This is a genomic window from Mycobacterium sp. SMC-13 (assembly GCF_045311035.1).
Lineage (GTDB): Bacteria > Actinomycetota > Actinomycetes > Mycobacteriales > Mycobacteriaceae > Mycobacterium.
Genome location: NZ_JBJIAI010000007.1, coordinates 226,977 through 250,025, shown reverse-complemented (window position 1 = coordinate 250,025; position 23,049 = coordinate 226,977). Strand labels below are relative to the sequence as shown.

Sequence of the window (23,049 nt, the reverse complement as noted above, 5' to 3'; positions counted from 1 at the left end):
TTGGCAGACATTACCCAACATGGGCCCGGCATGGCCGTACCGGACGGCGCCAGAGGACCATCTGACATACGGTTGTGACCTGACCGCAGAGCGATCAGGTCACAGGGGCCGTAGGTGTCAGTGCTTCTCGGGGCCGGTGTAGTACTCGAAAACCAGGCCGGCGACGGTGGCCAGCACGAAGCAGACGCCGGCGACGATCAGCCAGGGCAGCCACAGGCCGATACCGACCGCGGTGGTCGAGGCCGACAGGGCGATCAGCAGCGGCCACCAGCTGTGCGGGCTGAAGAAGCCCAGCTCGCCGGCACCGTCGGAGACCTCGGCGTCTTCGTAGTCCTCGGGCCGGGTGTCGAGGCGACGGGCCACGAACCGGAAGAACGTGCCGATGATCAGCGACAGACCGGTGGTCAGCACCAGCGCGGTGGTGCCGGCCCACTCGATGCCACCGTTGGCGTACAGCGCGGTCAGCGCGCCGTAGCCGACGGTCGCCAAGGCGAAGAAGGCAGTCAGAATCTCGAAAAGTCGGGCTTCGATATGCATGGCGTATCCCCTACTTGCTCGCCTGAGCCGGCGAACCGACCTGCTCGCCGCGGCGAGAGTCGAACGGATGGGTCGTCTGGGCCACCGGCGGCAGGCCGATCGACACCAAGGCGTCGGCGTTGGTCGCCTTCGGGTGGTCGATGCGGTACTGCAGGTAAGCCTTGAACTGCTCCGGCTCCACGACGCGCACCTCGAAGTTCATCATCGAGTGGTACGTGCCGCACATCTCGGTGCAGCGGCCCACGAACGGACCGGTCTTCTCGATCTCGCTGACCTGGAAGATGTTGTCCGAGTGGTTGGCCTCGGGGTTCGGGATGACGTCCCGCTTGAACAGGAACTCCGGCACCCAGAAGCCGTGGATGACGTCAGCCGAGGCGATCTGGAACTCGATGCGCTTGCCCTTCGGCAGGACCAGGATCGGAATCTCGGTGCTGGTGCCGATGGTCTCGACCTTGTCGAAGTTCAGGTAGCTGCGGTCCTCGGGGTTCTCGCCGCGGATCGCGCCGACCTTCTCCTCGCCGTGCTCGTCCTTGCCCTCGGGCTTGGACTTCATGGCTTCCTTGCGGGCGGCGTCGGCGCCGTCGTAGGAGAAGGTGTTGTCCTTGAAGGCGACCTTCTGGTAGCCGAACTTCCAGTTCCACTGGAACGCGGTGACGTCGATGGTGACCTCAGCAGGCTTGCTGTGGTCCATCATCTTCTCCTGCACCACGACGGTGAAGTAGAAGAGCACCGAGATGATGAGGAACGGCACGACGGTCAGCACCAGTTCCAGCGGCATGTTGTAGCCGAACTGGCGCGGCAGCTCGGTGTCCGTCTTCTTCTTGCGGTGGAACGCCATCGCCCAGAAGATCAGCGCCCAAACGATGGCGCCGACGACGAACGAAGCGATAACCGACCACACCCAGAGGTCACGGTTTGCGTGCGCTTCTGGCGTGATGCCGGTCGGCCAACCCAGGCCGAAGACTTCTTGCCAGCTGCATCCGCTGAGCAGCAGCGTCGACGCGCCGAGAATGGCGGACAACGCCACCAAACGGAGCCCGCGAGCGGTCACGTTGAGGCCCTCCTAGGAGTCGGTCAAGCCGGTCGAATACTACGCAGCGTAGACCACGCCCGCGGCGCCGAGCGAAGCGACCGGCCAATCGGCAACGTCGGTTCTGAGTTCACCTGCCTGAACAGGCATACTGGCGCCGTGTGCGGACTGCTGGCCTACCTGGCCGACCCTGTTGCCGACCATTCCACTGACCTGGTGAACGCGGTCTCGGATGCCACGCATCCGATGCGCCACCGGGGTCCGGACGAGTCGGGCGCCTGGGCCGACGACAGCGATCCGAGCGATGGTCATCACACCGTCGTGTTCGGCTTCAACCGGCTGTCGATCATCGACATCGCGCACAGCCACCAGCCGCTGCGCTGGGGTCCGCCCGAAGCCCCGAACCGCTACGCGCTGGTGTTCAACGGCGAGATCTACAACTACCTCGAGCTGCGGGAGGAACTGCGCGCCGAGTTCGGTGCCGAGTTCGCCACCGAGGGCGACAGCGAGGCGATCGTCGCTGCCTACCACTACTGGGGCACCGCGGCGCTGAACCGCTTGCGCGGGATGTTCGCCTTCGCGCTGTGGGACACCGAGACCCGCGAGTTGTTCTGCGCGCGGGACCCGTTCGGCATCAAGCCGCTGTATCTGGCGACGGGCCCGGGCGGCACCATCGTGGGCAGCGAGAAGAAGTGCATTCTCGACCTGGCGGCCCGCGCCGGCGTCGACCTGAGCATCGACGAACGCGCCGTCCAGCACTACACGGTGCTGCAGTACGTGCCCGAACCCGAGACCCTGCAGCGCGGGATCCGGCGGCTGGAGTCGGGCAGCTACGCCCGCATTCGCCCGGGCCGGCAGCCCGAGGTGACGCGCTACTTCAAGCCGAAGTTCGCCGCTGTGCCATTTGTCACAGGGCGGGAGCAGGCCCGGTACGACGAGATCACCGCCGTTCTGGAGGATTCGGTCGCCAAGCACATGCGGGCCGACGTCACCGTCGGCGCGTTCCTGTCCGGCGGCATCGACTCGACCGCGATCGCCGCGCTGGCGATGCGGCATAACCCCAAGCTGATCACCTTCACGACGGGCTTTGAGCGCGAAGGCTTTTCGGAGGTCGACGTCGCCGTCGCCTCCGCCGAGGCCATCGGGGCGCGGCACGTGACCAAGGTCGTCAGCCAGGCCGAGTTCGTCGCGGCGCTGCCCGAGATCGTCTGGTACCTGGACGAGCCGGTGGCCGACCCGGCGCTGGTGCCCTTGTTCTTCATCGCCCGCGAGGCCCGCAAGCACGTCAAGGTGGTGCTCTCCGGCGAGGGCGCCGACGAGCTGTTCGGCGGCTACACCATCTACCGGGAACCGTTGTCGCTCAAGGCCTTCGACCGCGTCCCGCGGGGACTGCGGCGCGGGCTCGGCAAGGCCTCGAAGTCACTGCCCGACGGCATGCGCGGCAAGAGCCTGCTGCACCGCGGGTCGCTGACGCTCGAGGAGCGCTACTACGGCAACGCCCGCAGCTTCTCAGACGAGCAACTGCAGGCGACGCTGGCGCAGTTCAACCCGGAGTGGACCCACACCGACGTGACGGCGCCGATCTACGCCGAGTCCGCGGGCTGGGACCCCGTGGCGCGCATGCAGCATCTGGACCTGTTCACCTGGCTGCGCGGCGACATCCTGGTCAAGGCCGACAAGATGACCATGGCCAATTCCCTGGAACTGCGGGTGCCGTTCCTCGATCCCGAGGTGTTCGCGGTCGCGTCCAAGCTGCCGTACGACCAGAAGATCACCCGCACCACGACCAAGTACGCACTGCGGCGGGCCCTCGAGCCCATCGTCCCGGCGCACGTGCTGCACCGCGCGAAGCTGGGGTTCCCGGTGCCGATCCGGCACTGGCTGCGCTCGGGCGAACTGCTGGAGTGGGCCTACGCGACCGTCGACGCGTCGCAGGCCGGGCATCTCATCGACCTCGACGCCGTCCGCCAGATGCTCGAGGAGCACCGGGGCGGCGTCAGCGATCACAGCCGCCGGCTGTGGACGGTGCTGATCTTCATGCTGTGGCACGCCATCTTCATCGAGGGCAGCGTCACGCCGCGGATCAGCGAGCCCGTCTACCCCGTCGAACTCTGACCACTACGACGAAAGTGCGGGAAACGACCGCGAATTCGCACTGAGTTCGGTCATTTCCCGCACTTTCGGCGTAGTGCTTAAGCGAGCGCTGCGGCGATCTCGTCGGCCGCTTCGGCGCCGAACGCGGCCGACAGCCGCGGCAGCGCAGTGGTCTTGTCCCAGGTCCACTCCTGCGGACCCGGGGCCTCGAGCACCAGGGTGGCAACGAGCGAGGCCAGCTGAGCGGCCCGCTCCAGGCTCAGGCCGGCGCCGCGGCCGGTGAGGAAGCCGGCGCGGAACGCGTCACCGATACCGGTCGGGTCGACCTTCTCGTTCTCGGGCACGACGTCGACGTGGACGAACGAGCCGTCACCGACGATGTCGACGCCCTTCTCCCCCAGCGTGGTGACGCGCAGCTCGATCTGGCTCATCACCTCGGCCTCGGACCAGCCGGACTTCTGCAGCAGCAGGTCCCACTCGTAGTCGTTGGTGAACAGATAGCTAGCGCCGTCGATGAGGCGGCGGATCTCCTCGCCCGACAGGCGGGCCAGCTGCTGGCTGGGGTCCGCGGCGAACGGCAGACCCAGCTTCCGGCATTCCTCGGTGTGCAGGAACATGGCCTCGGGGTCGTTGGCCCCGATGATCACGAGCTCGGGCTCACCCTGAGCGGCGACGAGATCGGCAAGCTTGATGTTGCGCGCCTCCGACATGGCACCCGGATAGAACGACGCCAGCTGCGCCATGTCCTCGTCGGTGGTGCAAACGAATCGTGCGGTGTAGGCGGAGTCGGACACCAGCACCTGCGAGCAGTCGACGCCGTGCGACGTCAGCCAGCCGCGGTAATCGTCGAAGTCCTTGCCCACCGCGCCGACCAGCGTCGGGCTGCCGCCCAGGATGCCGATGGCGTAGGCGATGTTGCCGGCGACGCCGCCGCGGTGCACCACCAGGTCGTCGACCAGGAAGCTCAGCGACACCTTCTGCAGGTGTTCGGCCAGCAACTGCTCGGCGAATCGGCCGGGGAAGCGCATCAAATGGTCGGTCGCGATCGATCCGGTCACGGCAATGGTCATTCGGCGAGCTTACCCAGGCTGAGGTCCGGGCTGCCCTGCCCGGGTGCGCTAGCCTGTGGACAACATGGACGGCGCATATCCGTACCCGGAATCGATCCCCCCGCAGCCGGGTCCGGGGAACTCCACCTACGGTGCCCCTTACAGCGGCCCGCCGACGTCGTACCCGACGACTCTCCCACCGGCCGTGGAATACCCGTCGGGCGGCGGTAACAACACCAAGCGAATCCTGCTGGTCGTCGGCGCTGTGCTTGCGGTCGTCGCCGTCATCGGCGGCATCATCTTCGCGGTGCGCAGCACCAGCGATCGCGGCCTGACCGACGCCTCCGCGAAGTCCGCCATCCAGGGCTATCTCAACGCGCTGTTACAGCAGGACAAGCAGACCGTGGCACGCCATGCCCTGTGCGGCCTGTATGACGGCATCAAGGATCACGCCACGGATTTCACGGTGGCGAATCTGGCCAGTGATGCGTTCCGCAAGCAGTTCGGTCAGGCGGATGTGACGTCGATCGACAAGATCGTGATGCTGTCACCGAATCAGGCGCAGGTGCTGTTCACCATGAAGGTGGCGCCGTCGGGCCGGCTGCCGCGCGGTTCGGGACCGAAGAACAACGAATTGCAGGCTGTCGCACAGCTGCTGGTGCAGCCGCGCGAGACCCTGGTCTGCTCGTACCTGCCGCGTCCGGCGGACTCCCTGTAGGAGACCGCCGGACCAGCACGGTCGGCTATCTCAGTTGAACGAATCGCCGCAGGCGCAGGAGCCGGTGGCGTTCGGGTTGTCGATGGTGAAGCCCTGCTTCTCGATGGTGTCGACGAAGTCGATGGTGGCGCCCTGGACGTACGGGGCACTCATCCGGTCGACGGTCAGGTTGACGCCGCCCACGTTGGTGGTGAGGTCACCATCGAGCGTGCGGTCATCGAAGAAGAGGTTGTAACGCAGGCCGGCGCAGCCGCCCGGTTGCACGGCGATACGCAGCGCGAGGTCGTCACGGCCTTCCTGGTCCAGCAGAGCCTTGGCCTTGGCGGCCGCCGCGTCCGACAAGATCACGCCGTGGGTCTCGGTCGAGGTACCGGTGCTGGTCGCGTCCTCAACAGTCATTGCATCTCCCTGGTGCATCGATTGCCTGGCACTATCCAGGCACCATCAACGGTACCTTGTCGGGCCGGTATTCCCGAGTTCAGCGGCTACGCCCGTAGCTAATCCGGTCAGCTGGTTGGCCGCATCGCTCATGGCCAGTTCCACCGAGCCGGCGTGGTCGGTGATCGAATACGCGGCCGCGATCCCGGCGGCGGCCAGCGCCGAAGGGTCCAGCGTCACCTGCCCGGCCAGCACCAGCACAGGCGTGCCGGCGGCCTGGCCCACCAGCGCGCTGATCACCTTGCCGTGCAGCGACTGGTCGTCGAACCGGCCCTCACCGGTGATGACGAGGTCGGCGGCAGCCAGGTCCGCAGCCAGCCCGGTGTGTGTGGCGATGACCGTCGCGCCCGACTCGCGCCGTCCGCCCAGCGCCAGCAGCGCCGCGCCCAGGCCGCCGGCAGCGCCGGCTCCCGGTTCGACGGCGACGTCCCGGCCGGCCACCGATTCGAGTTCGCGGGCCCACGCCGTGAGCCGCTGCTCCAGCAGCTCCACCGTGGCGGGATCGGCCCCCTTCTGCGGACCGAACACCGCCGCCGCACCCATCGGCCCCAAAAGTGGGTGCTCGACGTCGGACGCGACGATGAGCTCAACACCGGCCAGTCGCTGACATGCCGGCGTCAGCCCGCCCAGCGCCGCGACGAGACCGAGACCGCCGTCGGTGCACGAACTGCCGCCGAGGCCCACGACCACCTTCTGCGCGCCCGCCGTCAGCGCCGCGTCGACAAGCTGGCCCACGCCGAAGCTGGTGGCATCCAGCGCGGTCCGCACCGTCGGCGGCCCGCCGAGCTGTGCCAATCCGCAGGCCTGCGCGCACTCGATGTAGGCGGTGTCCTGGTGCAACACCCAGTGCGCGGTGACGTCGCGATCCAGCGGGCCGCGCACCGTCGCGGTCTGCAGCCCGCCCAACCGTTCGGCCAGGACGTCGACGAAGCCCGGGCCGCCATCGGACTGCGGGGCGAGCACCAGCGTGTCGGTCGGCCGCGCGGCGGCCCAGCCCGCGGCGATCGCCGCCGCGGCCTCGACCGCGGTGAGGCTGTCGCCGTAACAGTCGGGGGCGACCAGAACTCTCATCGGAGCAGGTTAAGCCGCCCACAGCTCGGGTGCATGACGGCCGAGCCCGGCCACCGAAGTAACCTGACACCGTGAATCTGCTGGGCCGCAAGAAGGACAACGCCGACTCCGGAGACGAGAGCGGCAATGCTGACGACGTCGACGTGACCGTCGACTCGGGCGACGACGCCGGGGCCCGCACCACGGCGCCCAAGGGCCGCCCGACCCCCAAGCAGAGCGCGAACCGTAAGCGCGGCCCGGTCGCACCGGCGCCGATGACGACGGCCGAGGCGCGCAAGCGCCGCAAGGAACTGCGCAACTCGAAGACCAAGGAAGAGCGCAAGGCCGACCGTGTGGCCCGCCGCGCCGACATGGATGCGCGCCGCGCCAAGATGATGGCCGGCGACGAGGCCTACCTGCTGCCCCGCGACAAGGGTCCGGTCAAGCGCTACGTCCGCGATCTCGTCGATTCCCGGCGCAACGTGCTGGGGCTGTTCATGCCGTCGGCGCTGGTGCTGGTGTTCTTCATGATGGCGCTGCCGCCCGTGCAGACCCAGGGCCTGCTCTCGGTCGCGATGCTGGGCCTGATGGTGATCATGGCCATCGACGGTGTGCTGCTGAGCCGGCGCATCAACAAGCGGGTCGACGCGAAGTTCCCGGGCAACACCGAAAGTGGTTGGAAGCTGGGCTTCTACGCGTCCAGCCGGGCCTCGCAGCTGCGCCGGATGCGCGTGCCGAAGCCGCAGGTCAACCGCGGAGACAAGGTCGACTGAACCCGGTGCGCACCCTGGTGCTCGGCGGCATCCGGTCGGGCAAGTCGCAGTGGGCCGAGGATTGGATCACCCGTACGGCGGGTCCGAACGGATCCGTGCGCTATGTCGCGACCGGGTCCGTCGACGGCGACGCCGACTTCGCGGCCCGGGTTTCGGCACACCGGAACCGCCGGCCGGCACACTGGTCGACCGTCGAATCCGCCGACGTGGCAACGACTTTGCGTGACTCGGCTGCCGCCACCATGGTCGACGACATCGGCGGCTGGCTGGTCGCCGCCATGGACCGGCGCGCCGCATGGGAAGGGGCTCGGTCCGGCGCCTCCCTTCGGACCGACATCGATGAATTGACCTCTGCGGTCCACGAATTCACCGCGCCACTGGCCCTGGTCAGCCCGGAGGTCGGCCTGACCGTCGTCCCCGCCACGGAGTCGGGCCGCCGGTTCGCCGACGAGCTGGGCTCGCTCAACCAGCGCCTGGCCGCCGTCTGCGACCGCGTGGTGCTGGTGGTGGCCGGCCAGCCTCTCACCGTCAAGGAGCCCCGATGAGCGATCCCCGCGCCCAGTTCCCCGACCTCACCAAACCGGACGCCGATGTGCGGGAGGCCGCCCTCGCGCGCCAGCTGACCCTGACCAAGCCGCCGGGCTCCCTGGGACGCCTCGAGGATCTGTCGGTCTGGGTGTCGGCGTGCCAAGGCGTCTGTCCCCCAAAGCAATTCGAGCGCGCCCGCATCGTGGTGTTCGCCGGCGACCACGGGGTGACGGCGTCCGGCGTCTCGGCGTTCCCGTCCGAGGTCACCGCGCAGATGGTGGCGAACTTCGACGCCGGCGGCGCCGCCATCAACGTGCTGGCCGAGGTGGCCGGCGCGACCGTGCGCGTGGCCGACATCGCCGTCGACGGCGAGGCCCACTCCCCCGCGATCGGCGCCCACAAGGTGCGACGCAGCAGCGGCAACATCGCCGTCGAGGACGCGCTGTCGACCGAGGAGGCCATCGCGGCGATCGCGGCGGGCCGCACCATTGCCGATCAGGAGGTCGACGCCGGCGCCGACCTGCTCATCGCCGGCGACATGGGCATCGGAAACACCACTCCGGCAACGACTCTGGTCGCTGCCCTGACGGCGACCGAACCCGTCGCCGTGGTGGGCCGCGGCACCGGCGTCGACGACGAGGGCTGGGCCCGCAAGACCGCGGCCATCCGCGACGCGCTGTTCCGCGCGCGCCAGGTGAAGGCCGATCCCGTTGCGCTGCTTGCCGTTTGCGGCGGTGCGGACCTGGGCGCCATGGCGGGCTTCCTGGCCCAGGCCGCCCTCCGGCGCACCCCGGTGCTGCTCGACGGCATGGTGGTGACCGCCGCGGCGCTCGTTGCCGACCGGCTGGCCCCCGGCGCGAAGGCATGGTGGCAGGCCGGCCACCTGTCGACCGAACCCGCTCACGCGGTGGCGCTGCAGCGCCTGCAGTTGACCCCGATCCTGGACCTCGGCATGCGCCTCGGCGAAGGCAGCGGCGCGGCGGTGGCGCTGCCCGTGCTGCGGGCCGCGGTCGCGACGCTGGCGTCGATGGCCACGTTCGGCGAGGCGAACGTCACCGACAAACCCGCACACTGACTGTGATCGGTTCCCTCGCTTCGGCTTTCGCGTTCAGCACCGTCCTGCCGGTGCGCAGTGACCGGCCGTTCGGGCGGGGCACACTGACCGCACTGCCAGCGGTCGGCATCGTTCTCGGTGGTATCGCCGCGGCCGTCGTGTGGGGCGCCGGGCAGGTGTACGTGACCGGCCCACTCGCCGGGCTGCTCGCGGTGGCGGTACTACTTCTACTGACCCGGGGCCTGCACATCGACGGGCTGTCCGACACCGTCGACGGCCTCGGCTGTTACGGACCGCCCGAACGGGCGCTGGCCGTCATGCGCGGTGGCACCGCGGGTCCGTTCGGGGTGGCCGCGATCGTGGTGGCGATCGGCGCGCAGAGCATGACGTTCGCCGCGCTGAGCCCGGTGGCGGTCGTCGTCGCTGTCACCGCAGGCCGTGTCGCCGCGCTGGCGGCCTGCCGCACGTCGGTACCGGCCGCGCCGGGCAGCACGTTGGGCGCGATGGTCGCCGGCAGTCAGCCGGTGTGGGTGGTCGCGGCGTGGACGGTGGCGGTGGCCGCGGCGTCCGCGTGGGCGACGCCGCGGCTGTGGCAGGGTCCGGTGGCCGTGCTCGTCGCGCTGGGAATCACCGCACTACTGGTGGCGCACTGCGTCCGCCGGTTCGGTGGGATCACCGGCGACGTACTGGGTGCGGCCGTCGAAGTCACGACCACGTTGACTGCCCTCGGGCTGGCCGTCCACTAGCCGCCGAATGTGAAAAAGATCGCGAGATTTAAATCTCGCGATCTTCTTCACGCTGGCCGTGGGTCAGCCCAGGCGGGTCATCCAGTTGTGGGTGTCGGCGAAGGTGCCGCGCTGAATGCCGGTCAGGGTGTCGCGCAGCGCCATGGTGACCTCACCGGGCTGGCCGTCGCCGATGGTGAACTCGCCGGCCGATTCGCCGTGCCCGTACTTCACATGCGCGACGGGCGTGATGACGGCGGCGGTGCCGCAGGCGAACACCTCGGTGATCTCCCCCGCGGCGGCCTTCTTCTGCCACTCGTCGATGTCGATCTTGCGTTCCTCGACGGCGAAGCCGGCGTCAACCGCCAACTGCAGCAACGAGTCCCGCGTGATGCCGGGCAGCAACGAGCCGGACAGCTCGGGGGTGACCAGTCGTGCCGAGCCACCACTGCCGAACACGAAGAACAGGTTCATGCCACCCATTTCTTCGACGTACCGGCGCTCGATGGCGTCCAGCCAGACCACCTGGTCGCAGCCCATCTCGGCGGCCTGCGCCTGCGCCAGCAGCGAGGCGGCGTAGTTGCCGCCGAACTTGGCCGCGCCGGTGCCGCCCGGGCTGGCCCGCACGTACTCGGTGGACAGGTAGACCGACACCGGCTTGATGCCGCCCTTGAAGTACGCGCCGGCGGGCGAACCGATCACCAGGTAGCGGTACTCGTTGGCGGGGCGCACGCCCAGGCCGGGCTCGGTGGCGATGATGAACGGCCGCAGGTACAGCGACGCCTCACCACCGGCGGCCGGCACCCATTCGTTGTCGACGGCGATCAGCTGGCGCAGTGACTCGACGAAGACGTCGCCGGGCAGCTCCGGGATGGCCAGGCGCCGGCACGACGACTGCAGCCGGGCGGCGTTGGCCTCCGGACGGAACGACACGATCGAGCCGTCATTCCAGCGGTACGCCTTCAGACCCTCGAAGACCTCCTGCGCGTAGTGCAGGACGATCGCCGACGGATCGAGCTCGATGGGCCCGTATTCGGTGACCCGTGCGTCGTGCCAGCCACGGTCGACGGTGTAGTCGATGGCCACCATGTGGTCGGTGTGGAACCGCCCGAATCCGGGGTCGGCCAGAACCTGAGCCCTTACCTCGTCGCTCGCCGGGTTGCTCGCGCGCGAAACGGTGAATTCGAGGGGGCCATCGGTCATATGCCGATTGTATCGCCCGTGGCTAGCGCGTTTTCGCCGCGGCTAACGCGTCTTGGCCGCCACGAACGGCGGCGCCACGACCTCGCATTCGAGCGCCCGGCCGCGGACGTCGACGGTCACCCGCGCGCCGTCGGCGATGTCGGCCGCGGTGTCGAGCAGCGCCAGCGCGATGCCGACCTTGAGGCTCGGCGAGAAGGTGCCCGACGTGGTGATGCCCACCGGCTTGGCAGGTACCTCCCCCGTCGCTTCGCTCGCCCCGGCGTCCAACACTGTCAAACCGGCCCGCAGCACGCCACGTCCGACAGCCTTCAGGCCGCGCAGCGTCCGCTTCGGCCCGGCTTCCTTCTCCGCGAGCAGCGCGTCGCGGCCCCAGAAGGCGTCCTTCTTCCAGCCGATGGCCCAGCCGCAGCGGGCCTGCAGCGGCGAAATGTCCAGCGACAGTTCATGTCCGTGCAGCGGGTAGCCCATCTCGGTGCGCAGGGTGTCGCGCGAGCCCAGCCCGGCGAGTTCACCGCCGGCATCCTTGACCGCGGCGACGAGCGCGTCGAAGACCACGCCCGCGCGGTCCCACTCGGGCAGCAGTTCGTAGCCGTGCTCACCGGTGTAGCCGGTGCGGCACACCCGGACCGGGACGCCGTTGTACTCGGCGTCGGCGTAGCCCATGTAGTCCATGTCGGTCGGCAGCCCGAGCGCGGTGAGCACCTCGGTGGACTTCGGCCCCTGCACCGCGAGCACGGCGTAGGAGCGGTGCTCGTCGGTGATGGTCAGTTCGGGCGGGGCGACGCGCTGCAGCTCGGCGACCACCGCGGCGGTGTTGGCCGCGTTGGGCACCAGGAAGATCTCGTCGTCGGAGACGTAGTAGGCGATCAGATCGTCGATCACGCCGCCGGACTCGTTGCAGCACAACGTGTATTGCGCCTTGCCCGGGCCGATGCGACGCAGGTCGTTGGTGAAGGCGGAGTTGACGAACTCGGCGGCGCCGGGGCCACGCACGAGTGCCTTGCCGAGGTGGCTGACGTCGAAGAGCCCGACGGTCTCGCGGGTGGCGTTGTGCTCGGCCACGGTGCCGGCGTACGACACCGGCATCAACCAGCCCCCGAATTCGGCGAAACTCGCCCCGAGTTCGCGGTGACGGTCTTCCAGCGGGCCCTGCAACAGTTCGCTCACGGCCAGTCAGCCTAGTGCTTGCGCCTCGGATCGCCGTCGGTATGTGGCTGTGATCCGAGGCGTTATCGATGGTCAGATCGCCCCGCCGGTCCCCCGGTAGCTGGCAGACTCGTTTCGTGGTCGATTTCGACGCCCTGGAAGCCGCGGGCATCGCCGATGCCCGCCGGCGCGCGCCGCTCATCGAGTATCTGGACGGCCTGGGCTTCACCGCGGAGCAGATGGTCGCAGCCGAGCGCCAGGGGCGGTTGTTCGGCTTGGCCGGCGACGTCGTGCAGTGGTCGGGGCAGCCCAGCCACAGCCTGACCGCCGCCGCCGAGGCGCTCGGGTTGCCGCTGGCCGACGTCGAGCAGGCCTGGGCGGTGCTGGGCCTGACGGTTGCCGACCCGAACACACCGACGCTCACCGACAACGACATCGAGGCGCTGCGCACCTGGGCCGACCTGCGGACGGCGATCGGCGACGACGCCGCGACGGGCTTCCTCCGGGTGATCGGCGCCAGTGTGGCGCGGGTGGCCGAGGCGCTGGCGTCGATGAGCCGCGCCGGTCTGCCGGAGCTCGACCTGGCCCACAGCCACGACGAACTCGTGACGGCGCAGGCCTACCGATCGGCGGCCGCCTTCATTCCGCGCATCGGCGGCATGATCGATTCTTTTCACCGCCACCATTTGTTCGCTGCCCGAACGTATTTCGATGCCGTCGCCCACCACGAGCCATTGACAGTGGACTGCGGTGTCGGGTTTGCCGACCTGTCCAATTTCACGCAGCTCACGCAACGGCTCACGCCGGCCGACCTGACCAGCCTGCTCAACGAGTTCAACGCCATCACCAACGACGTGGTGCATGCCGACGGCGGCCGGGTGGTCAAGTTCATCGGCGATGCGGTGATGTGGGTCAGTGCCACACCCGAGTCGCTGGCGCGGGTCGCCATGGACCTGGTGCACCATCCACGGCCGAAGATGGCCAACATCAGCGTGCGGGCCGGTCTGAGTTTCGGCTCGGTGGTGGCCACCGGTGGTGATTACTTCGGCAATCCGGTGAATCTGGCGGCCCGCCTGGTGGCCGCAGCCGAGCCGGGGCAGATCCTGGTGGCCGCGCCGTGGTACGACATGCCGGGCAGATGGCCGGTGGCGCCGCGGGAGCCCTTGGTACTCAAGGGCTTCAACGACCCGGTGACCGCATTCGAGCTGTGCCCGGAGGCTGAGCGGGCGGCCCGGCAGGCCTGATGACTAGGGTGGGACCGGTGAGCAGCGCACCCGGTTACCAGTCCCCCGCCGTCACCGTCGCATCCGCCCTGCCGTCCGATCTGGACGCCGCGGTGCTGATCGTGCCGGTCATCACCGGCGAGAACGACGAGGCCACGGTTCTGGCCAACCCGTTCCTGGACGCCGAAGCCACCGGCGAGATCGAGGTGGCATTGAAGACCCTGGGCGCGAAGGGCTCGACCGAGCAGGTGACGCGCGTGCTCGTGCCGTCGCTGCCGGTGGCCAGCGTGCTGGCCGTCGGCCTCGGCAAGGACCGCGACGAGTGGCCGGCCGACGTCATCCGCCGCGCCGCCGGCGTGGCGGCCCGCGCCCTCAACGGCACCGAGACCGTCGTGACCACCCTGTCCGAAGTGGACGTGGCCGCAGCCGTCGAAGGCCTGATCCTCGGCGCCTACCGCTTCTCCGAATTCCGCAGCGCGAAGACCGCCCCGAAGGAGGCGGGCCTCACGGCGCTGACGGTGCTGTCCACCGCCGACGACGCCGAGACCGCAGCGGCCCGCGGCGTCGACGTCGCGACTGCCGTGGCGACGGCCCGCGACTTCGTCAACACCCCGCCGAGCCACCTGTACCCGGGCGAATTCGCCAAGCGCGCAAAGGCTTTGGGTAAGTCGGCGGGCCTCGAGGTCGAGGTGCTGGGCAAGAAGGAACTGGAGGACGCCGGATACGGCGGCATCGTGGGTGTTGGCAAGGGCTCGTCCCGCGGGCCGCGCCTGGTGCGGCTGACCTACCGTTCCGGCAAGAAGAACGCCAAGAAGGTGGCCCTGGTGGGCAAGGGCATCACCTTCGACACCGGCGGCATCTCGATCAAGCCGGCCGCCAACATGCACCACATGACCTCCGACATGGGCGGTGCCGCAGCCGTCATCGCGACCGTCGTGCTGGCGGCGCGTCAGAAGCTGGCGGTCGACGTCACCGCGACCGTCCCGATGGCCGAGAACATGCCGTCGTCGACGGCGCAGCGGCCTGGCGATGTCCTGACGCAGTACGGCGGCACCACCATCGAGGTGCTCAACACCGATGCCGAGGGCCGGCTCATCCTGGCCGACGCCATCGTCCGCGCCTGCGAGGACAACCCCGACTACCTCATCGAGACGTCGACGCTGACCGGCGCGCAGCTGGTCGCGCTCGGCACGCGTACCCCGGGCGTGATGGGCAGTGACGAGTTCCGCGACCGGGTCGCGAAGCTGTCGCAGCAGGTCGGCGAGAACGCGTGGGCGATGCCACTGCCCGAGGAGTTGAAGGACGACCTGAAGTCGACGGTCGCCGACCTGGCGAACGTCAGCGGCGCGCGCAACGCCGGCATGCTGGTGGCCGGGGTGTACCTGCGCGAGTTCGTCGCCGACGGCGTGCAGTGGGCACACCTCGACGTCGCCGGCCCGGCGTACAACACCGGCGGCCCGTGGGGCTACACCGGCAAGGGTGGCACCGGCGTCCCGACCCGCACGATGTTCGCCGTGTTGGAGGACATCGCCGCCAACGGCTGATCACGCACACAACGACAGCTCGGCGGTAGCTGAAACGACGGCAGTTACCGAATTTTTCTGCCGCCGAGCTTGTCCGAGGCGTACCGTTCCTGCATGAATAAGTACATTCAGCTGGCTGCCGTCACAGCCACTGTTATCGGCATGGAATTAGCCGGGGTGAGCGGTGCCGCACAGGCGCTTGCCGATCCCGAAGACGAGGACATCATCGCCGACCAGTTGTGTCCCTTCCGGAATGTGATCGACCGGCTGGGCGGCGACGATCAGTGCGACCCCGGATACAACAACGGCGACAACAACGGCGGCGGGCTGTTCTACAACAACGGCATGCCGTGCGACAGCGTCGCGTTCCAGAACCCGGCCTGCAATCCCACGGTCAACGTGAACGTGAACCACGAGGGCGAAGTCACGCACAACGTCAACGTCAACGGCGAGCCGCCCCGATAAGCCGCCCTAGCCGGCTTTGCTGCCGACCTGAGCCAGTTGCAGCTCTGGCGTGGGCGCGGCGCCGGCGACATGCTCGGCGAGTTCGCGGGCGGCGGTGGCGAGCAGCTCCGGATGTGACATCGGCGACCAGTGTCCCGACTCGATGTCCCGGCGCCACAACTGCGAGACCCATTGGGGCGTCTCGTTGTACAGGTACGGGCGCACGAACTGGTCGCCGCGGTTGACGATCACCTGCACGGGCACCGTGACGTAGTGGTCGCGCCGGCCCTTGAACAGGGTGCGCCAGTAGTTGGCCGGGTACACCTTGAGGCTGTTCGCGGCGTCGGTCGCGAAGGTGTCCGAATGCCGAATCTGGTTGTCGGACATGCCATCCAGCCACTTCAGCAGGAGCGGAATGATGGTCGGCACGCTGGCGCGCACCAGCACTCGCGCCACGAGCGGGATCGAGAAGAAGCCCTGGTATGTCAGCCGCAGAAACTGCGACACCGATTGCAGGAACCGCGCCGGCTGATACGGCCGCTTCAGACCCTCCATGATGAAGCGCCGGGTGTGGTCGGCGCTCGGCCCCGAGGTCGAGGTGAACGACGCGACGCGGTCCACCGACTCCGGTCGCGACAGGTACTCCCAGATACCGACCGAGCCCCAGTCGTGGGCCAGGACGTGGACCTTCTGACCGGGCGCCAGCGCGGCGATGACGGCCGCGAAGTCGTCGGCGTAGTGCGCCATGGTGTACGACGAAACCTTCTTGGGCACACCGGAATTGCGCGAGCCGCGGTTGTCGTAGCGGATCACCCGGTAGGTGTCGGCGAGGTGCGGCACCGTGGCGTCCCACATGTCGTGCGAGTCGGGCCAGCCGTGCACCAGCACCATCACCGGGCCGTCGGGGTTGCCCTCGTCGTAGGTCGCGATCCGCGTCCCGTCGGCACTGTCCACAAACTGCATCGCCACACCCGCCTGACCTCAAAGTATCCCGTACCGCCGGTACTGGTTCGATTGCGACAGTAGCCTGCTCAGCGAGGGTGTCAACACAGCGGGACAAAGTCCCGACCCGCCCCTCCTCGACTGCGCGAGCATGACAGGATGGGCCCTGTAGACATTCGAAGTGACGAGCGACTTTTCGAGGAGTCAACGTAATGGCCATCTCCGTCCAGATGCCCGCACTCGGTGAGAGCGTTACCGAGGGGACCGTCACTCGATGGCTCAAGCAGGAGGGCGACACCGTCGCGGTCGACGAGCCCCTGCTCGAGGTGTCCACCGACAAGGTCGACACCGAAATCCCGTCGCCGGCAGCCGGTGTCCTGACCAAGATCGTCGCGCAGGAAGACGACGTGGTCGAGATCGGCGGCGAGCTCGCCGTCATCGGTGAGGCCGGCGAGGCCCCGGCTCCGTCCGCTCCCGAGCCCGCAGCGGCGCCCGAGCCGGAGCCCACCCCGGCTCCCGAGCCCGCCGCCGAAGCCCCGGCTCCGGCCGCCGAAACTCCCGCGCCGGCACCCGCATCGGCCCCCGCCCCGGCCGCTTCCGACGCGACCGACGCCACCTCGATCGTGATGCCGACGCTCGGCGAGTCCGTCACCGAGGGCACGGTGACCCGCTGGCTCAAGAAGGTCGGCGACTCCGTCGAGGTCGACGAGCCCCTGGTCGAGGTGTCCACCGACAAGGTCGACACCGAAATCCCGTCGCCGATCGCCGGCGTGCTGCTGTCCATCACCGCCGACGAGGACGACGTCGTGTCCATCGGTGGCGAGCTCGCCAAGATCGGTGCCGCCGGTTCGGCCCCGGCCGCTGCCCCGGCCCCCGAGGCCCCGGCACCGGCACCCGCCCCCGAGCCTGCCGCCGCGCCGACGCCACCGCCGGCTCCCCCGGCTCCGGCCGCACCGACCCCGCCGCCGGCCCCCGCACCCGCTCCCGCCCCGGCCGCGCCGGCGCCCGCGGCTCCGGCTGCTGCGGCCCCGGCCGCGTCGTCCGCCCCGTCGGACGACGCCAGCCCGTACGTCACCCCGCTGGTGCGAAAGTTGGCTGCCGAGAACAACGTTGACCTCGCATCGGTGCAGGGCACCGGTGTCGGTGGTCGCATCCGCAAGCAGGACGTGCTCGCCGCGGCGGAGGCCGCCAAGGCCCCGGCCCCCGCACCTGCCGCCGCTTCGTCCGCCCCGGCCCCCGCAGCTCCGGCGGCGAAGGCCGCGGCCGCCGCACCGGCTCCGGCCCTGGCCCACCTGCGTGGCACCACGCAGAAGGCCACCCGGATCCGGCAGATCACGGCCAAGAAGACGCGCGAGTCGCTGCAGACCACGGCGCAGCTGACGCAGACCCACGAGGTCGACATGACCCGCATCGTCTCGCTGCGGGCGCGCGCCAAGAACTCGTTCGCCGAGCGCGAGGGTGTGAACCTGACCTACCTGCCGTTCATCGCCCGCGCGGTGATCGACGCGTTGAAGATCCACCCGAACGTCAACGCCAGCTACAACGAGGAAACCAAGGAGATCACCTACTACGACGCCGAGCACCTCGGCTTCGCGGTGGACACCGAGCAGGGCCTGCTGTCGCCGGTGGTGCACAACGCCGGTGACCTGTCCCTCGGTGGCCTCGCGCGGGCGATCGTCGACATCGCCGACCGCGCCCGCTCGGGCAACCTGCGGCCCGACGAGCTGGCCGGTGGCACCTTCACGATCACCAACATCGGCAGCCAGGGCGCCCTGTTCGACACCCCGATCCTGGTCCCGCCGCAGGCGGCCATGCTCGGCACCGGCGCCATCGTCAAGCGGCCGCGGGTCGTCGTGGACGACAGCGGCAACGAGTCGATCGGTGTCCGGTCGGTCTGCTACCTGCCGCTGACCTACGACCACCGCCTGATCGACGGCGCCGACGCCGGACGGTTCGTGACCACCATCAAACGTCGTCTCGAAGAGGGTGCGTTCGAGGCCGACCTGGGGCTGTAATCCCATGGCGCACGCGGTCATTGCCATCGCGGGCTCGTCGGGACTCATCGGTTCCGCACTGGTGTCGGCGCTGCGCGCGACCGACCATCGGGTGGTGCGCATCGTGCGCCGGCAGCCGGCCAACGCCGACGAGGTGTACTGGAACCCCGACGCCGGCGACTTCGACTGGCGCACGCTGCGTGACGTCGATGCCGTGGTCAACCTGTGCGGCGTGAGCATCGGGGCGCGCCGCTGGTCGGGAGCGTTCAAGCAGAGCCTGCGTGACAGCCGGATCGTCCCGACCGAGGTGCTGACCGACGCTGTCGTCGACGCCGGGGTGCCCGTGCTCATCAACGCCAGTGCCGTTGGCTTCTATGGCGATACGCGCGACCGCATCGCCGACGAGCGATCCCCCGCCGGCACCGGCTTCCTGGCCCGGCTCTGTCTGGACTGGGAGGCCGCCACCCGGCCGGCCGCCGACGCCGGCGTCCGCGTCGTGCTCGCGCGCACCGGCCTCGTGCTGGCACCGGCCGGCGGCATGCTGGCCCGGCTCCGCCCGGTCTTCGGGCTCGGCCTGGGTGCCCGGCTGGGCAGCGGGCGCCAGTACATGCCGTGGATCACGCTGGAGGACGAGGTGCGGGCCCTGCTGTTCGCGCTCAATCACGACGACCTGTCCGGCCCGCTGAATCTGACGGGCCCGGCGCCGGTGACCAACGGCGAGTTCACCGAGGCGCTGGGACGCGCGCTGCACCGCCCCACCCCGCTGCTGATGCCCGGTTTCGCGCTGCGGGCCGCACTCGGCGAGTTCGCCGAGGAGGGACTGCTCGGCGGCCAGCGGGCCATCCCGGCCGCGCTCGAGGACGCCGGCTTCGAGTTCCACCAGCGGACCATCGGCGAGGCGCTGTCGTACGTCACCGCCCCCAACGCGGCCTGACTCCGGCAGGCGTAGCGTCAGTTCAGTGACGATCCGATCTGCCTGCGGCCCGATCGACGTGCGCCGTCTCGGCACCATTGACTACAACGACGCCTGGGAGTTGCAGCGCGAGCTCGCCGCCGCCCGCTCCGACGAGCGCGGCAACGACACGCTGCTGCTGCTCGAACACCCGCCCGTCTACACCGCCGGCCGCCGCACCGAACCGCACGAGCGGCCGATCGACGGCACCCCCGTCATCGACACCGACCGCGGCGGCAAGATCACCTGGCACGGCCCCGGGCAACTGGTGGGCTACCCGATCATCGGCCTGGCACAGCCGCTCGACGTCGTGAGATTCGTTCGGCTGCTCGAGGATGCGCTGATGACGGTGTGCGGCGAACTGGGCCTGCAGACCATCCGGGTGGACGGCCGGTCCGGTGTCTGGCTGCCGGCCGACGACCTGCGGCCCGAACGCAAGATCGCCGCCATCGGCATCCGCGTCGCCCGCGGCACGACGCTGCACGGCTTCTCGCTGAACTGCAACTGCGACCTGAGCGCGTTCGGCGGCATCGTCCCGTGCGGCATCGCCGATGCGGGCGTCACGTCGCTGACGAAGGAGTTGGGCCGCGAGATCGCGCCCGAGGACGTCATCGACCGGGTGGCCGAGGCAGTGTGCGACGTACTCGGCGCTCCGTCCGTCAAGGCGCTCGGCGCCGCGGCACTAACATCGACACCATGAGCGTCGATCCCGGTAACCGCAAGCTGCTCCGCCTGGAGGTCCGCAACGCGGAGACGCCCATCGAGCGCAAGCCGCCGTGGATCAAGACCAAGCTCAAGATGGGTCCCGAGTACAAGGACCTCAAGAGCCTGGTCAAGCGGGAGGGCCTGCACACCGTCTGCGAAGAGGCCGGCTGCCCCAACATCTATGAATGCTGGGAGGACCGCGAGGCCACCTTCCTGATCGGCGGCGAGCAGTGCACCCGCCGCTGCGACTTCTGCCAGATCGACACCGGCAAGCCCGCCGAACTGGACCGGGACGAGCCGCGCCGGGTGGCCGAGAGCGTGCACACCATGGGCCTGCGGTACTCCACCATCACCGGCGTGGCCCGCGACGACCTGCCCGACGGCGGCGCCTGGCTGTACGCCGAGACCGTCCGCCAGATCCACGCGCTCAACCCGAACACCGGTGTCGAGCTGCTGGCGCCCGACTTCAACGGTGTGCCCGCACTGCTCGAAGAGGTCTTCGACTCGCGCCCAGAAGTGTTCGCGCACAACGTCGAAACCGTGCCGCGCATCTTCAAGCGCATCCGCCCGGCGTTCCGCTACGAGCGCAGCCTCGGCGTCATCACTGCCGCCCGCGACTACGGCCTGGTGACCAAGAGCAACCTGATCCTCGGCATGGGTGAGACGCCCGAGGAAATCCGGGTGGCCCTGCAGGACCTGTACGACGCGGGCTGCGACATCGTCACCATCACGCAGTACCTGCGTCCGTCGCCGCGGCACCACCCCGTCGAGCGGTGGGTGCGACCGGAGGAATTCGTCGAGCACCAGCAGTTCGCCGAGGGTCTCGGGTTCGCCGGTGTCCTGGCCGGACCGCTGGTCCGGTCGTCCTACCGGGCCGGCAAGCTGTACGCCCAGGCTGCCCGGTTACGGCCACCGGTTTCCTGAATCTATCCTGGTGGCATGGCGAAGACCACCAATCCTGCCGCTGTGAAGGCCGCGAAGGCCGAGGCGAAGGCGGCGCGCAAGGCCGCTTCGAAGCAGCGCCGCGCCCAGCTCTGGCAGGCGTTCCAGATTCAGCGCAAAGAGGACAAGCGGCTGCTGCCGTACATGATCGGCGCGTTCGTCCTGATCGTGGGCCTCGCCGTCGCGATGGCCGCGTACTCCGGCGGCATCTTCAGCTGGATCACGCTGCCCATCCTGGGTGTGCTGCTCGGCGCGCTGGTCGCGTTCATCATCTTCGGCCGACGCGCGCAGAAGTCGGTCTACAGCAAGGCTGACGGCCAGACCGGCGCGGCGGCCTGGGCGCTGGACAACATGCGCGGCCAGTGGCGCGTCACGCAGGGCGTCGCCGCCACCGGCAGCTTCGATGCCGTGCACCGCGTGGTCGGCCGGCCGGGTGTGATCTTCGTCGGCGAGGGTTCGCCGCAGCGCCTGAAACCGCTTCTGGCGCAGGAGAAGAAGCGCACCGCACGACTGGTCGGCGAGGTGCCGATCTACACCATCGTGGTCGGCAACGAAGAGGACCAGGTGCCGCTGGCCAAGCTGGAACGGCACCTGACCAAGCTGCCCGCCAACATCACCACCAAGCAGATGGACGCGCTCGAGTCGCGCCTGGCCGCCCTCGGTACCAAGCTGGGCCCCGGCGGCCTGCCCAAGGGCCCGCTGCCCGCGGGCGCCAAGATGAAGGGCATGCAGCGCACCGCGCGTCGTAAGTAGGGATTTGTGCACGATTTTCCGCGGTCAGCGCGGAAAATCGTGCACAAATCCCTCACCGGGAAGAGGCGGGACCGTGGACAAAGCAACGCTGTGGCGGCACATCCACACCGAGCGCGCGGCACTGGCGACAACGCTGGCGGAGCTGGACGACGGCGACTGGAGCCATGACACGCTCTGCCCCGGCTGGACCGTGCTGGACGTCGCGGCCCACGTGATCTCCACGCCGCAGATCGGCTGGCGCCAACTGGCCGAGATGACGATGCGCAACCTCGGCCGGAGCTACAACACCATGATCTTCCGCGAGGTGAAACGGCTGGGAGCCGAACAGACCGCCGGCAGCGTCCTGTCCGACTTCGCGACGTTCTCCTCAAGCACGCACCACGTACCCACGACGACAACGGTCGAGCCGCTCATCGACGCGCTGCTGCACCACCAGGACATCGTCCGCCCGCTCGGCCGCTCGTGGGCAATGGATCCCGAGGCGGCGCTCGTCGCCACGGAGCGGGTGCGCCTGCTCGCACCGCTCATGGGCACGAGTCGGCTGCTCCGAAGCGTCCGACTGGAAGCGACCGACATCACCTGGTCGCGTGGCCGCGGCCCGACGATCCGCGGGCCGATCCAGGAACTGCTGATGATCGCGTCCGGGCGGCAGCCCGACCTGAGCCTGGTCGAGGGCGACGGACGCGCGCTGCTCGATCAGCCGGGTTAACGGCGCAGGACGGCGGTGCTGGTCAGCCGGTCCTGCAGCCCGCGGCCGTCGGCATCGGTGAGCAGCGCGGGCACGGCCAGCAACACCAGCAGCATGCGCACGAAGGCGCGGCCGAGTCCGACGTACTGGCTCCGGCCGACGGACACGACCCGCAGCCCCAGTGCGAACTGGCCCGGCGTGAAGGTGAAGAGCCGCACCGACACCGTGCCGACGACGACCCAGGCGATCACCGCGGGCGTGCCGTGCCAGACGTATTGGTACTCGTATTCGCTCAGTCCGCCGAACACCACGCTGAGGGTGCCGAGGCCGTAGCAGATCAGCCAGTCCACCGCCAACGCGGCGAAGCGACGGCCGAATCGGGCGAGGGAACCCGGGCCCGATTCAGGCAGGCCGAGGTCCTTACCCGGGTACGTGGACTCATCAACGGGGCGCTGCGATTCGGGCCCGGACAGCCACGAACCGAGCCGAAATTCATCAGCACCTGCCATGGTGTCAGGATAGGCGTGCGCGCTCGTGC

The 23,049-nt window shown here is 69.2% G+C and carries 24 protein-coding genes; 15 read left to right on the top strand and 9 right to left on the bottom strand.

Translation table 11 applies throughout. The features are described from left to right. Nucleotides 1–117 precede the first annotated feature (117 nt). On the bottom strand, nucleotides 118–537 hold the full coding sequence (locus ACJH6I_RS13225) for a cytochrome c oxidase subunit 4 (RefSeq protein WP_020103569.1): 420 nt from the start codon (nucleotides 535–537) through the stop codon (nucleotides 118–120). A gap of 10 nt (nucleotides 538–547) precedes the next feature. Beyond that, the gene (locus tag ACJH6I_RS13220) at nucleotides 548–1,588 is read right to left on the bottom strand and encodes a cytochrome c oxidase subunit II (RefSeq protein ID WP_212812102.1); all 1,041 of its coding nucleotides are present in this window, start codon (nucleotides 1,586–1,588) and stop codon (nucleotides 548–550) included. Between the two features lie 138 nt (nucleotides 1,589–1,726). Between ACJH6I_RS13220 and asnB the strand changes: the two genes are divergently transcribed. Next, on the top strand, nucleotides 1,727–3,682 hold the full coding sequence (gene asnB / locus ACJH6I_RS13215) for an asparagine synthase (glutamine-hydrolyzing) (RefSeq protein ID WP_406784180.1): 1,956 nt from the start codon (nucleotides 1,727–1,729) through the stop codon (nucleotides 3,680–3,682). 77 nt (nucleotides 3,683–3,759) lie between these two features. Here the strand turns inward: asnB and ACJH6I_RS13210 are convergent, their stop codons facing one another. After that, nucleotides 3,760–4,731, bottom strand: a complete 972-nt coding sequence (locus ACJH6I_RS13210) for a carbohydrate kinase family protein (protein WP_406784179.1) — start codon at nucleotides 4,729–4,731, stop codon at nucleotides 3,760–3,762. Between the two features lie 64 nt (nucleotides 4,732–4,795). Between ACJH6I_RS13210 and ACJH6I_RS13205 the strand changes: the two genes are divergently transcribed. Further along, on the top strand, nucleotides 4,796–5,428 hold the full coding sequence (locus ACJH6I_RS13205; protein WP_212812105.1) for a hypothetical protein: 633 nt from the start codon (nucleotides 4,796–4,798) through the stop codon (nucleotides 5,426–5,428). 30 nt (nucleotides 5,429–5,458) lie between these two features. On the opposite strand, the gene ACJH6I_RS13200 is transcribed toward ACJH6I_RS13205, so the two are convergent. Both ACJH6I_RS13200 and ACJH6I_RS13195 read right to left on the bottom strand, forming a co-directional pair. After that, on the bottom strand, nucleotides 5,459–5,827 hold the full coding sequence (locus ACJH6I_RS13200) for an iron-sulfur cluster assembly accessory protein (protein WP_020103564.1): 369 nt from the start codon (nucleotides 5,825–5,827) through the stop codon (nucleotides 5,459–5,461). Nucleotides 5,828–5,872: 45 nt separating this feature from the next. Further along, on the bottom strand, nucleotides 5,873–6,937 hold the full coding sequence (locus ACJH6I_RS13195; RefSeq protein ID WP_406784178.1) for a glycerate kinase: 1,065 nt from the start codon (nucleotides 6,935–6,937) through the stop codon (nucleotides 5,873–5,875). 71 nt (nucleotides 6,938–7,008) lie between these two features. Here ACJH6I_RS13195 and ACJH6I_RS13190 point away from each other — a divergent pair, with 71 nt between their 5' ends. From ACJH6I_RS13190 to ACJH6I_RS13175, 4 genes are read left to right on the top strand one after another with little or no spacing between them, the layout of a single operon-like run. Next, on the top strand, nucleotides 7,009–7,689 hold the full coding sequence (locus ACJH6I_RS13190; protein WP_212812107.1) for a DUF3043 domain-containing protein: 681 nt from the start codon (nucleotides 7,009–7,011) through the stop codon (nucleotides 7,687–7,689). A gap of 5 nt (nucleotides 7,690–7,694) precedes the next feature. Further along, nucleotides 7,695–8,234 carry a bifunctional adenosylcobinamide kinase/adenosylcobinamide-phosphate guanylyltransferase gene (locus ACJH6I_RS13185; RefSeq protein WP_406784177.1) on the top strand — a complete coding sequence of 180 codons (540 nt, stop codon included), beginning with the start codon at nucleotides 7,695–7,697 and terminating at the stop codon, nucleotides 8,232–8,234. Beyond that, the gene (gene cobT / locus ACJH6I_RS13180; protein WP_406784176.1) at nucleotides 8,231–9,292 is read left to right on the top strand and encodes a nicotinate-nucleotide--dimethylbenzimidazole phosphoribosyltransferase; all 1,062 of its coding nucleotides are present in this window, start codon (nucleotides 8,231–8,233) and stop codon (nucleotides 9,290–9,292) included. Before ACJH6I_RS13185 ends, cobT begins: the two co-directional genes overlap by 4 nt. A gap of 2 nt (nucleotides 9,293–9,294) precedes the next feature. After that, nucleotides 9,295–10,017 (top strand): adenosylcobinamide-GDP ribazoletransferase, encoded by a 723-nt coding sequence (locus ACJH6I_RS13175; protein ID WP_406784175.1) that lies wholly within the window; start codon nucleotides 9,295–9,297, stop codon nucleotides 10,015–10,017. A gap of 63 nt (nucleotides 10,018–10,080) precedes the next feature. Here ACJH6I_RS13175 and ACJH6I_RS13170 read toward each other — a convergent pair whose 3' ends face one another. Further along, the gene (locus ACJH6I_RS13170) at nucleotides 10,081–11,199 is read right to left on the bottom strand and encodes a branched-chain amino acid aminotransferase (RefSeq protein ID WP_020103558.1); all 1,119 of its coding nucleotides are present in this window, start codon (nucleotides 11,197–11,199) and stop codon (nucleotides 10,081–10,083) included. Between the two features lie 42 nt (nucleotides 11,200–11,241). Beyond that, complete coding sequence (gcvT, locus tag ACJH6I_RS13165) at nucleotides 11,242–12,366, bottom strand: glycine cleavage system aminomethyltransferase GcvT (RefSeq protein WP_318985178.1); 1,125 nt, start codon at nucleotides 12,364–12,366, stop codon at nucleotides 11,242–11,244. A 68-nt stretch (nucleotides 12,367–12,434) separates the two neighbouring features. Here gcvT and ACJH6I_RS13160 point away from each other — a divergent pair, with 68 nt between their 5' ends. The 3 genes from ACJH6I_RS13160 (at nucleotide 12,435) to ACJH6I_RS13150 (ending at nucleotide 15,556) form a co-directional block, all read left to right on the top strand. Beyond that, a complete protein-coding gene (locus tag ACJH6I_RS13160) occupies nucleotides 12,435–13,589 on the top strand; it encodes an adenylate/guanylate cyclase domain-containing protein (RefSeq protein WP_406784174.1) in 1,155 nt (384 codons plus the stop codon). Next, nucleotides 13,589–15,112 carry a leucyl aminopeptidase gene (locus ACJH6I_RS13155; RefSeq protein ID WP_371824532.1) on the top strand — a complete coding sequence of 508 codons (1,524 nt, stop codon included), beginning with the start codon at nucleotides 13,589–13,591 and terminating at the stop codon, nucleotides 15,110–15,112. Before ACJH6I_RS13160 ends, ACJH6I_RS13155 begins: the two co-directional genes overlap by 1 nt. 93 nt (nucleotides 15,113–15,205) lie before the next feature. Continuing rightward, the gene (locus tag ACJH6I_RS13150) at nucleotides 15,206–15,556 is read left to right on the top strand and encodes a hypothetical protein (RefSeq protein ID WP_406784173.1); all 351 of its coding nucleotides are present in this window, start codon (nucleotides 15,206–15,208) and stop codon (nucleotides 15,554–15,556) included. A gap of 6 nt (nucleotides 15,557–15,562) precedes the next feature. Here ACJH6I_RS13150 and ACJH6I_RS13145 read toward each other — a convergent pair whose 3' ends face one another. Next, on the bottom strand, nucleotides 15,563–16,498 hold the full coding sequence (locus tag ACJH6I_RS13145) for an alpha/beta fold hydrolase (protein WP_212812115.1): 936 nt from the start codon (nucleotides 16,496–16,498) through the stop codon (nucleotides 15,563–15,565). A 191-nt stretch (nucleotides 16,499–16,689) separates the two neighbouring features. On the opposite strand from ACJH6I_RS13145, the gene sucB reads away from it, so the two are divergent. From sucB to ACJH6I_RS13115, 6 genes are all read left to right on the top strand, one after another. Continuing rightward, nucleotides 16,690–18,492 (top strand): 2-oxoglutarate dehydrogenase, E2 component, dihydrolipoamide succinyltransferase, encoded by a 1,803-nt coding sequence (gene sucB / locus ACJH6I_RS13140; RefSeq protein ID WP_406784172.1) that lies wholly within the window; start codon nucleotides 16,690–16,692, stop codon nucleotides 18,490–18,492. 4 nt (nucleotides 18,493–18,496) lie between these two features. After that, the gene (locus tag ACJH6I_RS13135; RefSeq protein WP_212812116.1) at nucleotides 18,497–19,405 is read left to right on the top strand and encodes a TIGR01777 family oxidoreductase; all 909 of its coding nucleotides are present in this window, start codon (nucleotides 18,497–18,499) and stop codon (nucleotides 19,403–19,405) included. Nucleotides 19,406–19,430: 25 nt separating this feature from the next. Then, entirely contained in the window at nucleotides 19,431–20,123 is a 693-nt protein-coding gene (gene lipB / locus ACJH6I_RS13130) for a lipoyl(octanoyl) transferase LipB (protein WP_406784171.1), read from the top strand. Next, entirely contained in the window at nucleotides 20,120–21,052 is a 933-nt protein-coding gene (gene lipA / locus ACJH6I_RS13125; RefSeq protein WP_318985182.1) for a lipoyl synthase, read from the top strand. The genes lipB and lipA overlap by 4 nt, the downstream gene beginning before the upstream one ends. Nucleotides 21,053–21,067: 15 nt before the next feature. Then, nucleotides 21,068–21,823, top strand: a complete 756-nt coding sequence (locus ACJH6I_RS13120; protein ID WP_212812118.1) for a DUF4191 domain-containing protein — start codon at nucleotides 21,068–21,070, stop codon at nucleotides 21,821–21,823. 73 nt (nucleotides 21,824–21,896) lie between these two features. After that, complete coding sequence (locus tag ACJH6I_RS13115) at nucleotides 21,897–22,532, top strand: maleylpyruvate isomerase family mycothiol-dependent enzyme (RefSeq protein WP_406784170.1); 636 nt, start codon at nucleotides 21,897–21,899, stop codon at nucleotides 22,530–22,532. Here the strand turns inward: ACJH6I_RS13115 and ACJH6I_RS13110 are convergent. Continuing rightward, nucleotides 22,529–23,020 carry an RDD family protein gene (locus tag ACJH6I_RS13110; RefSeq protein WP_406784169.1) on the bottom strand — a complete coding sequence of 164 codons (492 nt, stop codon included), beginning with the start codon at nucleotides 23,018–23,020 and terminating at the stop codon, nucleotides 22,529–22,531. The two genes, ACJH6I_RS13115 and ACJH6I_RS13110, sit on opposite strands and share 4 nt — an antisense overlap. Between the last annotated feature and the right edge of the window lie 29 nt (nucleotides 23,021–23,049).